This is a genomic window from Vibrio gangliei (assembly GCF_026001925.1).
Lineage (GTDB): Bacteria > Pseudomonadota > Gammaproteobacteria > Enterobacterales > Vibrionaceae > Vibrio > Vibrio gangliei.
Map to the genome: position 1 here is coordinate 1678517 of NZ_AP021869.1, position 12804 is coordinate 1691320.

Genomic DNA, 12804 nt, shown 5'->3' on the forward strand with positions numbered 1-12804 from the left:
CTTATTAAATAACCTCAGCTGAGGTATAGATATAAAAAAAGAGCCCCAATAGGCCCTTTTTCTTTCAAATTGACGAAGAATTACTCTTCACTTGCTGGTGCACGAGAGGCTGCTTCTTTGATCAGCGTCTGTAGTTCACCCTTTTGGAACATTTCGATGATGATGTCGCATCCGCCGATCAACTCACCTTCAACCCAAAGCTGTGGGAAAGTCGGCCATTGAGCGTACTTTGGTAATTCTGCGCGAATGTCTGGGTTTTGTAGAATGTCTACATAAGCAAATTTTTCACCGCAAGACATGAGAGCCTGAGCAGCCTGTGAAGAAAAGCCACAGCTAGGTAATTTAGGTGAGCCTTTCATGTATAGCAGGATGGTGTTCTCAGAAATCTGTTGTTTAATTTTGTCGATAGTTTCCATTACTTCCTCTCTCGGATATCGGTATCACTTTTCTTGTTATGCTCCATTCTACTTGTATCTTTACCAGAATAAAAAGGCATTCTTTATAAGGTTATTCAATTTGTTTCATTTCTGCACACCTGAAGTGTTATAAAAATTACAACATGGTGACCTATAAGAACTTTTTATTTACAACCCCTTTTAATAAAGTAAAAACTTGCTAAACTAAGCGGAGTCGTTAAATGGCTCAAACTGATGTAGTTATCCTTGCAGTTGCGATTTCATTTATTTGAACCTGCGTTAAGGTTTCACCGTCATTAAAATGGCATCATCAGTTAGTATGATAACAATCGGAAGCTGCTACGCTTATTTTGTAAAAACAAAATTCAGCAAAGCACAAGAAAGTCCCTTTCTAACACATGGAGATTTGAGCAATGGCATTTGAATTACCAGCGCTGCCTTACGCAAAAGATGCACTAGAACCACACATCTCAGCAGAGACATTAGATTACCACCACGGTAAACACCACAACACATACGTTGTAAAACTAAACGGCCTAATTCCTGGTACTGAGTTTGAAGGTAAATCACTTGAAGAAATCATCAAGACTTCAACAGGTGGCATCTTTAACAATGCAGCGCAAATCTGGAACCACACGTTCTATTGGCACTGCCTATCACCAAACGGTGGTGGTGAACCAACAGGCGCAGTTGGTGAAGCAATCAAACAACAATTTGGTTCTTTCGAAGACTTCAAAGCGAAATTTACTGACGCTGCAATCAACAACTTCGGTTCTTCTTGGACTTGGTTGATCAAGAAAGCTGACGGCGCTCTAGAAATCGTTAACACTTCAAACGCGGCGACTCCGCTAACTGAAGAAGGCGTAACGCCACTACTAACAGTAGACCTTTGGGAGCACGCATACTACATCGATTACCGTAACGTACGTCCAGACTACATGAATGGTTTCTGGTCTCTAGTTAATTGGTCATTCGTTGAAGAAAACCTAATCAAATAATGATTTTGATTAACAAGAGTCTCTCTTGAGCAATACACACAAAAGACTGGCTTAGGCTGGTCTTTTTTATACACAGCAGCCGCTAACAATCTTCATAAAATATTTTCCTTTCTATTGAATGAGTTTCATTGTTTCATTTTGCTTCTTTGAGGTTATTCACAGGATTTTTACACGTTTTACTACCATTATTAATATCTAATGCTCTCCGTTGTGGCACGGTCCTGTTGTCTGATTTATTGAGCGCATTAGGTATTTTTCTTTTGATACCAATGAGGTGCAGCATGAATATACAAAACTCCGTCGTTGTAATTACATCCGCAGGCTCTCATTTAGGTCAAAATTTAGCGCAACACTTTCTTTCTCTGAATGCTAACGTCATCTTAGTCGACAACAATGAACAGGCGCTAACTCAAGCCATGCATCATTGTCAGGCTTATTCTTCACAAGTATTCCAATATCTACTCGATGATGACAGCTTCGAAAGTGTTCAACCTTTGTTTTCTTCTATCAATCAGCATTTTGACAAAGGTATTGATGTGCTAATTAACCTATATCCAAGCCTCCCCTCTCCTTCATTAATCAATGATGAAACTATTGATACTTACAGCTACCAATTTTCTAAACTCGCCGCCACGATGCTCTGCTTTAGCAAACTGGCTGCTAAGCAAATGCTTCATAATCAAAAGCGTGGTGTGATCGTCAATCTTTCGAGCCAAGAACAAGGCACGCTGGCACAATCTTCGTCTTTGATCTCAGAGTTTACCCAGAATTGGGCAAAAGAGCTGATGCCGTTCAACATACGTGTAGGAGGGATTTTACCTAGTCGTTCAACTAAACACTCTCAGCATACTGGCTGGGCTCGCAGTTATGATGAGCTAATTCGAAATGCTGAATACATTGTTGAAAATGACTATTTCAGTGGCCGGGTGTTAGATTCTTATTAAATGGCCATTCCCCAAACAAGGAACTCAAAGATTCTTCCTAACTATATAATTACTATAAAGCCAAAAAGCCCTGCTTACATTCAATAAGCAGGGCTTTGTTTTATTTCGCTAGACTAAGATTATTTCTTCTTAGCTGCTTTTTTTGCTGGCTCTTCTGTTTTTTTGATAACAGTTGTGCCTTCGAAAGTTTCACCTTCGATGTACGCTTTACCGTAGAAAGACGCTAGTAGAACCTCTTTAAGCTCTGAAATTAGAGGGTAACGAGGGTTAGCACCTGTACATTGGTCATCAAACGCATCAACCGCTAGGTTATCAAGTTTCGCTAGGAAGTCAGCTTCGTTAACGCCAGCCGCTTGAATTGACATTGGGATATCCAAGTCTTTCTTCACTTCATCCAACCAAGCTAATAGACGCTCAATTTTCTGTGCAGTGCGGTCACCTTCTTGGCTTAGGCCTAGGTGGTCAGCAACTTCTGCATAGCGACGACGTGCTTGTGGGCGGTCGTATTGAGAGAACGCAGTTTGTTTAGTTGGGTTATCGTTCGCGTTGAAACGGATAACGTTAGAAATCATCAATGCGTTAGCAAGACCGTGTGGGATGTGGAACTCAGCACCAATTTTGTGTGCAATTGAGTGACATACACCTAGGAATGCGTTCGCAAAAGACATACCTGCGATAGTTGCAGCGTTGTGTACTTTCTCACGAGCGATTGGGTCAGCAGAACCATTTTTGTAGCTAGATGGTAGGTACTCTTTAAGCATCTTAAGTGCTTGAAGAGCGTGACCATCTGAGTATTCGTTAGCAAGAACTGATACGTAAGCTTCTAGTGCGTGAGTGATTGCATCGTAACCACCGAACGCTGTTAAAGACTTAGGCATGTTCATAACAAGGTTCGCATCAACGATAGCCATGTTAGGCGTTAGCTCGTAGTCAGCTAGTGGGTATTTCGCACCAGTGCGGTCGTCAGTTACCACTGCGAATGGTGTTACTTCAGAACCTGTACCAGAAGTCGTAGTTACACATACTAGTTCAGCTTTTGCACCCATTTTAGGGAACTTGTAGATACGTTTACGGATATCCATGAAGCGCATTGATAATTCTTCAAAGTGCGTTTCTGGGTGCTCGTACATTACCCACATGATTTTCGCTGCATCCATTGGTGAACCACCGCCTAGAGCAATGATTACGTCTGGTTGGTAGCTTTGCATTTGAGCTGCACCTTTTTCAACAACAGATAGCGTTGGATCCGCTTCTACATCGAAGAAAGTTTGAACTTCCATACCTTGTGCTTTAAGTAGGCTTACGATTTCGTCAGCGTAACCGTTGTTGAATAGGAAACGGTCAGTTACTAGGAATGCACGTTTTTTACCTTCTAGATCAGTCAGTGCAACTGGTAGGCTGCCACGACGGAAGTAGATTGATTTTGGAAGTTTATGCCACAACATATTCTCAGCTCGCTTAGCAACAGTTTTCTTGTTGATTAGGTGTTTAGGACCTACGTTTTCAGAGATAGAGTTCCCCCCCCATGAACCACAACCTAGCGTTAGTGATGGTGCAACGTTGAAATTGTACAAGTCACCGATACCACCGTGAGTGGTTGGGATATTCACAAGAATACGAGCTGTTTTTAGTTTGTCGCCGAAGTATTTGATACGGTCAGCGTTAGTGTCTTGGTTAGTGTAAAGACCAGAAGTATGGCCGATACCACCGATTTCAACCATAGTCACTGCTTGGTCTACCGCGTTCTCGAAAGAAGACGCACGGAACATACCTAGCGTTGGAGATAGTTTTTCGTGAGCAAACTCGTCATCGTGGCTTACTACACCGCCTTCACCGATAAGCACTTTAGTGTCAGCAGGAACTTTAACGCCCGCTAGCTCAGCGATTTTAACTGCAGGTTGACCTACGATATCAGCGTTTAGGTTGCCGTTGATTAGAAGTACTTTACGTACTTTATCAGCTTCAGCTTTAGATAGAACGTAACCTTTGTGAGAAGCAAAACGCTCTTTCACTTCTTCGTATACTTCGTCCATTACGATAACAGCTTGCTCAGAAGCACAAACTACACCGTTGTCGAATGTTTTAGACATAAGAACAGAAGCAACTGCACGTTTGATGTCAGCAGTTTCATCGATAACAACAGGCACGTTACCTGCACCTACACCGATAGCTGGTTTACCTGAAGAGTAAGCCGCTTTAACCATGCCTGGACCACCAGTTGCAAGGATAAGGTTGATGCCATCGTGCTTCATTAGTGCGTTAGAAAGCTCAACAGATGGTTGATCAATCCAGCCAATGATGTCTTTTGGTGCGCCCGCTGCAACCGCTGCTTCAAGAACCAATTTTGCCGCATCGTTAGTTGAGTTTTTCGCACGTGGGTGTGGCGAGAAAATGATACCGTTACGAGTTTTCAAAGAGATAAGAGATTTGAAAATCGCAGTTGACGTTGGGTTAGTGGTTGGAACGATACCACAGATGATGCCTACTGGTTCAGCGATAGTAATGGTGTCAGTACCTTCTTCAAGGATGCCACACGTTTTTTCATCGCGATATTTATTGTAAATGAACTCAGATGCAAAGTGGTTTTTGATTACTTTGTCTTCAATAATACCCATGCCAGATTCAGCTACCGCTTGTTGCGCTAGAGGAATACGAGCTTGGTTAGCTGCTAGAGAAGCTGCACGGAAGATTTTATCTACTTGCTCTTGTGAGAAAGTGGCAAATTCTTTTTGTGCCGCTTGAACGCGTGCGACTAAGGCATCTAGTTCAGCTAAGTTAGTTACAGGCATAATGAATCTCCTAAGATTTAAAAATTAAAAACTATTTAGTAAGACTGTTACGGCTTCGCTTGTTCAAATGCTTGACCAACTGTAAAACGCCTTAGTAAATCGCTTTCGAAACTGAGTATATGCTTTCACATATTAAAAATATTGATGTAGATCAGTTCCTGCAATCTAAATACCCCTAAAGCGGTAACACAAAACAAGAAAAAAACATAACACTATGATTTTATTTATAATTTAATTTAATTCATAAAGTAAAAAATATTTAACCAGTCTTTACAAAACACACCAATTAAGCACACTTTTCGTATGTTTATTTCAGTAATTAACATACCGTTTTCTGGCGCAAACCCTGTGCTACAACGAGTATACGCAAACTTTAAGCTAATATAATACTTAAGTGGTAATTTTTACTCCATTCGAAATTTTTTCGACCAACCTCCACTCTTGACGATAAAACCATCACATATAAGACATCACTCAGGCAGTAAGCTAGACGGTTTCTCACAACAAATAACAATACTTTCTCGTGAATTTAGGTAAAATACCTTACATTAACTACTGATTTACTTGTTGTAATATCAACGCCTTTCACTTATTTCGCTTAAAGTTGAGATTTTCCTTATGGCTTCTATTGAATTTGCCATCTACTTACAATTTTTCCTTGGCCTCGTGGCCGCCGTAAACCCAATTGGTATTATGCCGGTGTTTGTCTCCTTGACTGGGCATATGTCTCCTGAAGAAAAGAGTAAAACGGCTCAAACCGCGCACATTGCCGTTGGCGTAATTTTGATTGTGTCTCTGATTTGCGGCCAGTTCTTACTCGACATGTTTACGATTTCATTGGATTCATTCCGTATTGCCGGCGGTTTTCTATTAATGAGTATCGCCTTTTCGATGATGAGCGGTAAACTTGGTGAAGATAAACAAAACAAACAAGAACGTACCGAATACATTAGTCGTGAACAAATTGGTGTCGTCCCTCTCGCTATGCCTTTAATGGCTGGCCCGGGTGCGATCAGTTCTACGATTGTTTATGGCTCTCGCTATCCAACCATGCTAGAAACCTTAGGTATTGTCGCCACAATTATGGTGTTCTGTTTCTGCTCATGGTTACTATTTCGCTCAGCACCACTGATTGTTCGATTCTTAGGACAAACTGGAATCAATGTCATCACCCGTATCATGGGTTTAATTCTAGCGGCACTCGGTGTCGAATTTATTGCAAATGGTGTTCGTAACTTATTCCCTGGCCTAATGTAAAAATGAGCCTCGCAATAAATTCAGCACAAAGTAACATCTAAGGACGAACGTTTAGGAAGGATCCTAATGAACCACGACAAACTCAAACACCAACTTTATGTCATCATTTTCGGTACTCATACACCTGCAGGCCGTCGCTTCGATATTCTATTAATCATCGCCATTTTCACGTCATTATCGGTGTTGATGTTAGACTCAGTGCCCTACTTTGCTGAACGCTGGCAACTTGAGTTCGACATTCTTGAATACTTTTTTACTGCTCTGTTTACCTTGGAGTATTTACTTCGATTATATTGCTCACCTAAACCCAGCGCTTACGCTAAAAGTTTCTATGGCATCATCGATTTACTAGCCATACTGCCCACGTATCTTGCTTTCTTTTTCCCAACGGCCAGTTTCATCGGCATCATTCGACTATTACGCGTGATGCGAATCTTCCGCATCTTAAAGTTAGTGCGTTTTCTACAAGATTCCAATCTGCTAGTTCGAACGCTGGCAATGTCACAACGTAAGATCCTTATTTTCTTTAGCGCGGTCGCCATTTTGGTGACCATTTTCGGGGCATTAATGTATGTGATCGAAGGGCCAGAAAATGGATTTACCAGTATCCCGCGCGGTATTTATTGGGCAATCATTACAATTACTACCGTAGGTTATGGTGATGTCGTGCCTCAAACTCCTCTAGGACAAGGCGTGGCGGCATTAACTATGCTACTGGGTTATTCAATCCTTGCTGTGCCCACTGGCATTATTACCGCTGAATTAAATCAAGAAATGAAAGCACACCGTACTTTGGTGCTATGCCCTAACTGTGCAAAACCAGGCCATGAAACCGATGCGCTTTTTTGTAAACATTGTGGCAGTGAATTGGCTGACCCAGATAAACGAGTCGTTCCGGTCAAAAAGCCATAAAGAAAGGCTTCAAGTCGATTGCCTCCTAAATGACTCCAGCTGCATAATCTCCGAGCTAAAAATAAAAAGTCCGCATGATGATCATGCGGACTTTTTCATTCATTAATGACTCTGAAATACGCTAAATTACAAAATGACCTTTAGCGCTCTTCAATATTAGCCACTGTTTCGCAAAATTAGCGGTTCTGCAAAATAATACGTAAAGTACGGCGAAGTGGTTCAGCGGCACCCCACAGAAGTTGGTCACCAACGGTGAACGCATTTAGGAAAGTATCGCCCATTGCCATTTTGCGTAAACGACCAACTGGCACAGACAGTGTACCTGTCACTTTCGCTGGTGATAGTTCTTGTGCGGTAATATCACGCTCGTTTGGAATCACCTTAACCCAATCGTTATGTGAGGCAATGATGTCTTCGATCTCATCCATTGGCACATTTTGTTTTAGCTTAATAGTTAAAGCTTGTGAGTGACAACGCATTGCACCAATACGCACGCAAGTACCATCAATCGGAACAATTGACTCACCTTGCAAGCCCAAGATCTTGTTCGTTTCAACTGAACCTTTCCACTCTTCTTTTGACTGACCGTTTTCACGCTTCACATCAATCCAAGGAATTAATGAACCAGCAAGCGGCGCACCAAACTCACTGGTTGGGAATTCACTAGAACGAATCGTCTCGGCAACTTTACGGTCAATATCCAAAATAGAGCTCGCTGGATCAGCCATTTCAGCGCTAACCGACTGGTTAATCACGCCCATTTGTGCGATAAGCTCACGCATGTTTTTCGCACCAGCGCCAGAAGCTGCTTGGTACGTCATTGCGCTCATCCACTCCACCATGCCTTTTTCATAAAGACCACCTAAACCCATTAGCATCAAACTCACGGTACAGTTACCGCCAACAAAGGTATTGGTGCCAGAATGTAGGCCATCTTGAATTTGGGTTAGGTTCACTGGATCGAGTGTAATGATCGCATCATCTTTCATACGTAGTGTAGAAGCGGCATCAATCCAATAGCCTTTCCAACCCGCTTGACGAAGTGCTGGATACACTTTCTCGGTATAAGAACCGCCCTGACAAGTAATAATGGCATCAAGTTGTTTTAGGCTTTCGATATCAAACGCATCTTGTAGCATGCCCGCATCTTTACCAAGGTTGGGTGCCGGAATACCGACTTGCGACGTGCTATAAAATACAGGTTCAATTAGGTCAAAATCCTTTTCTTCTACCATACGTTGCATCAGTACCGAACCTACCATGCCACGCCAGCCGACTAAACCTACTCTCATTTTCATCCTCTCCATGAATTAAAATTATAAAAAGGGGCCAATTCAGCCCGCCAATCATTATTCTGTCTTTACTATCTCATTGCTGCCGATAATCTTCAAATCCCATTTTGAACAATATCGGTAATATTCACTCTTTTTTACGCTTTAGTTGGGCATATTAAGAATGACGTGTCAGCTGATCTTTCAAATTAGGCGGAATGCCTTTAATGGTTAAAGTATCGGTTTCTGGATCATAAAAAACGCGTTCACCTAGCAACATACTATCGAAGTTAATTGACAATCCGCCCCCCGCGCCAACATATTTCGCAAGTTTACGAATGGTAGAACGATCAACAGGGAAACTGTCTTCCAGCTCGTAACCTTGTTTTTGTGTAAATTCAGCGAAATTATCGTGATGTCCCGCACCACTTAACTCACCTGATAACTCTTTAATCGTCACTTCATCGCCGGCTTTCAGCTGCTCATTACAAAAATCATGCACTTGTTTACGACAAGCGACGGTTTCTTCTTTATTCAATTGAGCATCTGCGCAGTAATCATCTACCGCTTGCATTAATACTTGGTTTTGCTTTTTCGTGTCTAAGCCGACTTCAGCTTGCAAAAAGTCCAAGAAAAAATCCGCCACTTTACGGCCCACACGACCTTTAATGTAAGATAAGTATCGATTTGAATCGGGATCGGTTTCATACCGAGATAAATCAATTCGTACTGCGATATCCATCTTGTTGATATCAAGATAATCAGTGCCGCTAATATCCAGTTCATCGTTCACTTTCAGGCTTTGATTCGAAGGTAACAAGGCAATGAAAAGATAATCTGTCGCCAAAGATTGGTATTCAGCAAGTACCAATACACCTTCTTCTGCAAAGGGATATTTGGCTAATTCAGATTTTAAACGCTCTGCCGACTGCTGCGAAAAGTCATAAAATTTCAATTCACCTTGGCGCAATTGCTTCATCCAAGACTGAAATTCACTTTCTTCTTTATAGACGCCAAATCCTTTACCCGCTTTAGCGTTGAAGGTTCGGTGCAGCTCAGCCACGAGTTGTTCAGTCACACCATCATTTGGTAAGGCAGAATCACGCAAGCTAACAACTAGCTCATCTTGGTCATTTTTTGTCAATTTATGCAGTATGACGTTGGAAATATCTAGGCTCATGGTAAATTAGTTTCAGTTGATGTTTCAGTTGTGAGGAAGACTAGGTTATCATAAGCCGCTTTGCATACCCAAGTGAGATAAACTTCTCTACAACAAGATGTTCTGCAACAAGATATTAAATCGAATAGCAAAAATATCATCGGGTTCTATCATTAACTGAAATCTAGGAAACAATTTAAGAACGTTATGCCTATTAACTCTAAATACAGCGACCAAAAAATCGAACAAATTCTGGCAGAAATCGCTGCCGTATTAAAAAAGCATGATGCAAATCCAGATTTGAGCTTAATGATTGCTGGTAATATAGCCACTAACATCTTGAACTCAAATGTGCCAAAATCTCAACGTAAACTCATTGCAGATAAATTTTCTCAAGCTCTTTTATCATCTCTTGATGACTAAAATGTATTCTTAAAACTAATTGAGTTAGAACGAAATCTTACATGGTAGATAGCGGAAATTCATACGGAGAGCGTGTCTCTCGACTGGTCAGTTGGGGACATTGGTTCGCCTTCTTTAACATCATCATAGCCATGCTTATTGGTACGAGCTTTGTTGCTCAGTCACCATGGCCTGATACTTTCCTAGGACAGTTGTATTTACTCATTTCATGGGTAGGTCACTTCAGTTTCCTTGTTTTTGGCTTATATATTTTGGTGTTGTTTCCGCTCACCTTTATCATTCCATCAAGAAAACTCTTACGCTTAATCAGCGTGTGTTTTGCTACCATTTGTTTGACTCTACTCATACTTGATACTCAAGCTTACGAACGTCTCCATTTGCACCTAAACCCCGTAGTTTGGGAGCTATTGCTGAGTAAAGAGAAAACTTCTTTCAATGCTGAGTGGCAATACTTGTTTGCTGCTGTCCCTGTTATTTTCCTATTACAAATCGCCATTTCAGAATGGATTTGGAAAAAGCAGCGTAAACTGTCTCGCAAGCAAGTCGGCAAACCTGCCACCATTATTTTCTTTTTATGCTTTATTAGCAGCCACCTGATTTATATTTGGGCGGATGCGTTTTTCTATAGCCCGATAACCAATCAAAAAGCGAACTTCCCACTGTCTTACCCTATGACAGCGAAGTCGTTCATGGAAAAGCACGGCTTACTTGATAAAGACGAATATCTAGAGCGTTTAGAAAAAAATGGTAAACCAAGTGAAGTAGTGAACTACCCGCTTGAACCAATAAAATTCGAAGGTCGCGGTAAAAAATACAATGTTTTGATCGTGATGGTAGACAACTTACGCAGCGATATGCTGGCACAAGACGTGATGCCGATGACATTTGATTTTGCTAAAAACAATCAAAATTTTATCAATCATTACAGTGCAAGTAACAATACGTATGGCGTGTTTGGCTTATTTTATGGTCTTCCTAGCAGTTATGCTGCCAGTATCAAATCACAAGATACGTCGCCTTTATTCATAACCACCATGAGTAATCGCGATTATGCCATGTCTGCGTTTAGTGGTGATGAGTTTGATAACGCACAATTTTATGACGAAATTTTTGCACCCATTGATATTGCAAAGCTAAGCAACCGTAAAATAAATGGTGATGCCGATACCGTTTCTGAATGGAAGCATTGGCTCAACACGAATAGCACACAGCCTTGGTTTAGCTATGTTGAATTATCTGATGTTGAAAAATACGAAGATAAACCCACAGTACTAGAGCGATTCAAGACTGACTCTAAATCAGCAAAAGAAAAACTGCTTGCTCAGTATAAATCAGCCGCTTTTGAAACTGATCAGCAAGTCAATCAAATCCTGACAGAACTTGATAGCAAAGATATGCTGAATAATACGGTTGTGGTGATTACATCAAATCATGGTATCGAATTTAACGAAACTAAGAGCAACAGCTGGGGCTCAGACAGCAACTTTAGCCGTTACCAGTTGCAGGTACCTATGGTGATCCATTGGCCTGGCAAAGCCCCCGAACTATATCAACACAAAACTAGCCATCTGGATTTGTCAGCCACGCTAATGCAAGACCTTTTCCAGTCTTCATCGAATCCATACGATTTTGGCAGTGGTAAGAACCTATTCAATGTCACCAACCGCCCTTGGATACTCGCGGGTGATAGTGACAATATTGCGCTGATTACCGACGATACAACCACCGTAGTTGATGAATTTGGTAATTACAAAGTTTATGACAAAAACTACCAGCGCAATGATGATGTAAAACCGAAACTTTCGATTGTTTTACAAGGATTATCTGAGCTGAAACGTTTTTATCGTCAAAGCGATTAAATTTTAGTCGAACGGTTCTCATTGATATACAAAGCATATTGACGAGTTTCTGTTTCATCACTTACATTATCGACATCGGTATGTAGCGCAGCTTGGTAGCGCACTGTCATGGGGTGTCAGGGGTCGGAGGTTCAAATCCTCTCATACCGACCATTATTCAAAGGCGTTGTGCATACAGCGCCTTTTTTCTATCTAATGGTTATTGAGAATATCTTTAGCGCAGCTTGGTAGCGTCGTTACCCACAAAACATGGGGATGCCACAGCTAGTGGTTCAAATCCTCTCATACCGACCATTATTCAAAGGCGTTGTGCATACAGCGCCTTTTTTACATCTACTGGTTATTGAGAGTACCTTTAGCGTAGCTTGGTAGCGTCGTTACCCACAAAACATGGGGATATCACAGCTAGTGGTTCAAATCCTCTCATACCGGCCATTATTCAAAGGCGTTGTAGATACAGCGCCTTTTTTGTATCTGATCGTTATTGAGAATATCTTGGTAGCACCGAAATACTTAAGTCCCTAGATGTAACTACCAAAATTCTAGTCTTCTGATATTTTCATGTTTAACCGCTCAAAAATACTTCAAACCATTAAAATTAAGGGTTTACAAAAACTTAATCGCTATATATTATTTACCGCGTTTGGAGGGATGGCTGAGTGGTCGAAAGCACCGGTCTTGAAAACCGGCAGTCGTTAATAGCGGCTCTAGGGTTCAAATCCCTATCCCTCCACCACTATTCAAAAGCCCGCTAGTTTTAGCGGGCTTTGTCGTAT

General features: G+C 41.4%; 10 protein-coding genes and 2 tRNA genes. 8 read left to right on the forward strand and 4 right to left on the reverse strand.

Annotated elements, in window-relative coordinates; translation table 11 throughout:
• Positions 1-80: 80 nt before the first annotated feature.
• A complete protein-coding gene (locus tag Vgang_RS07670) occupies positions 81-416 on the reverse strand; it encodes a Grx4 family monothiol glutaredoxin (protein WP_105903148.1) in 336 nt (111 codons plus the stop codon).
• Positions 417-829: 413 nt separating this feature from the next.
• Here Vgang_RS07670 and sodB point away from each other — a divergent pair, with 413 nt between their 5' ends.
• Positions 830-1414: a superoxide dismutase [Fe] gene (gene sodB / locus Vgang_RS07675; protein ID WP_105903147.1), complete on the forward strand. Its 585-nt coding sequence runs from the start codon at positions 830-832 to the stop codon at positions 1412-1414.
• Positions 1415-1695: 281 nt separating this feature from the next.
• Positions 1696-2358, forward strand: a complete 663-nt coding sequence (locus Vgang_RS07680; RefSeq protein ID WP_157946040.1) for an SDR family oxidoreductase — start codon at positions 1696-1698, stop codon at positions 2356-2358.
• Positions 2359-2477: 119 nt separating this feature from the next.
• Here the strand turns inward: Vgang_RS07680 and adhE are convergent, their stop codons facing one another.
• Positions 2478-5147, reverse strand: coding sequence for a bifunctional acetaldehyde-CoA/alcohol dehydrogenase (adhE, locus tag Vgang_RS07685; RefSeq protein ID WP_105903145.1), 2670 nt, complete (start codon positions 5145-5147; stop codon positions 2478-2480).
• Positions 5148-5765: 618 nt separating this feature from the next.
• On the opposite strand from adhE, the gene Vgang_RS07690 reads away from it, so the two are divergent.
• Both Vgang_RS07690 and Vgang_RS07695 read left to right on the forward strand, forming a co-directional pair.
• Positions 5766-6404 carry a YchE family NAAT transporter gene (locus tag Vgang_RS07690; protein WP_105903144.1) on the forward strand — a complete coding sequence of 213 codons (639 nt, stop codon included), beginning with the start codon at positions 5766-5768 and terminating at the stop codon, positions 6402-6404.
• Positions 6405-6470: 66 nt separating this feature from the next.
• Positions 6471-7316 (forward strand): ion transporter, encoded by an 846-nt coding sequence (locus Vgang_RS07695; protein ID WP_105903143.1) that lies wholly within the window; start codon positions 6471-6473, stop codon positions 7314-7316.
• Between the two features lie 176 nt (positions 7317-7492).
• Here the strand turns inward: Vgang_RS07695 and asd are convergent, their stop codons facing one another.
• Together asd and yejK are read right to left on the reverse strand one after the other, a co-directional pair.
• Positions 7493-8608, reverse strand: coding sequence for an aspartate-semialdehyde dehydrogenase (asd, locus tag Vgang_RS07700; protein WP_105903142.1), 1116 nt, complete (start codon positions 8606-8608; stop codon positions 7493-7495).
• Between the two features lie 157 nt (positions 8609-8765).
• Entirely contained in the window at positions 8766-9767 is a 1002-nt protein-coding gene (gene yejK, locus Vgang_RS07705) for a nucleoid-associated protein YejK (protein WP_105903141.1), read from the reverse strand.
• Between the two features lie 186 nt (positions 9768-9953).
• Here yejK and Vgang_RS07710 point away from each other — a divergent pair, with 186 nt between their 5' ends.
• From Vgang_RS07710 to Vgang_RS07725, 4 genes are all read left to right on the forward strand, one after another.
• Positions 9954-10169 carry a YejL family protein gene (locus Vgang_RS07710; protein ID WP_105903140.1) on the forward strand — a complete coding sequence of 72 codons (216 nt, stop codon included), beginning with the start codon at positions 9954-9956 and terminating at the stop codon, positions 10167-10169.
• A 41-nt stretch (positions 10170-10210) separates the two neighbouring features.
• Entirely contained in the window at positions 10211-12028 is a 1818-nt protein-coding gene (locus tag Vgang_RS07715; RefSeq protein ID WP_105903139.1) for a DUF3413 domain-containing protein, read from the forward strand.
• 76 nt (positions 12029-12104) lie between these two features.
• A tRNA-Pro gene (locus Vgang_RS07720) sits at positions 12105-12181 on the forward strand.
• Positions 12182-12673: 492 nt separating this feature from the next.
• Positions 12674-12764, forward strand: a tRNA-Ser gene (locus Vgang_RS07725).
• The last annotated feature ends 40 nt before the right edge of the window (positions 12765-12804 follow it).

What these genes read in the sequence shown, in the direction of transcription:
- Vgang_RS07670 (WP_105903148.1), bottom strand. Translation starts at nt 416, where the DNA reads ATGGAAACTATCGACAAAATTAAACAACAGATTTCTGAGAACACCATC.
- sodB (WP_105903147.1), top strand. Translation starts at nt 830, where the DNA reads ATGGCATTTGAATTACCAGCGCTGCCTTACGCAAAAGATGCACTAGAA.
- Vgang_RS07680 (WP_157946040.1), top strand. Translation starts at nt 1,696, where the DNA reads ATGAATATACAAAACTCCGTCGTTGTAATTACATCCGCAGGCTCTCAT.
- adhE (WP_105903145.1), bottom strand. Translation starts at nt 5,147, where the DNA reads ATGCCTGTAACTAACTTAGCTGAACTAGATGCCTTAGTCGCACGCGTT.
- Vgang_RS07690 (WP_105903144.1), top strand. Translation starts at nt 5,766, where the DNA reads ATGGCTTCTATTGAATTTGCCATCTACTTACAATTTTTCCTTGGCCTC.
- Vgang_RS07695 (WP_105903143.1), top strand. Translation starts at nt 6,471, where the DNA reads ATGAACCACGACAAACTCAAACACCAACTTTATGTCATCATTTTCGGT.
- asd (WP_105903142.1), bottom strand. Translation starts at nt 8,608, where the DNA reads ATGAGAGTAGGTTTAGTCGGCTGGCGTGGCATGGTAGGTTCGGTACTG.
- yejK (WP_105903141.1), bottom strand. Translation starts at nt 9,767, where the DNA reads ATGAGCCTAGATATTTCCAACGTCATACTGCATAAATTGACAAAAAAT.
- Vgang_RS07710 (WP_105903140.1), top strand. Translation starts at nt 9,954, where the DNA reads ATGCCTATTAACTCTAAATACAGCGACCAAAAAATCGAACAAATTCTG.
- Vgang_RS07715 (WP_105903139.1), top strand. Translation starts at nt 10,211, where the DNA reads ATGGTAGATAGCGGAAATTCATACGGAGAGCGTGTCTCTCGACTGGTC.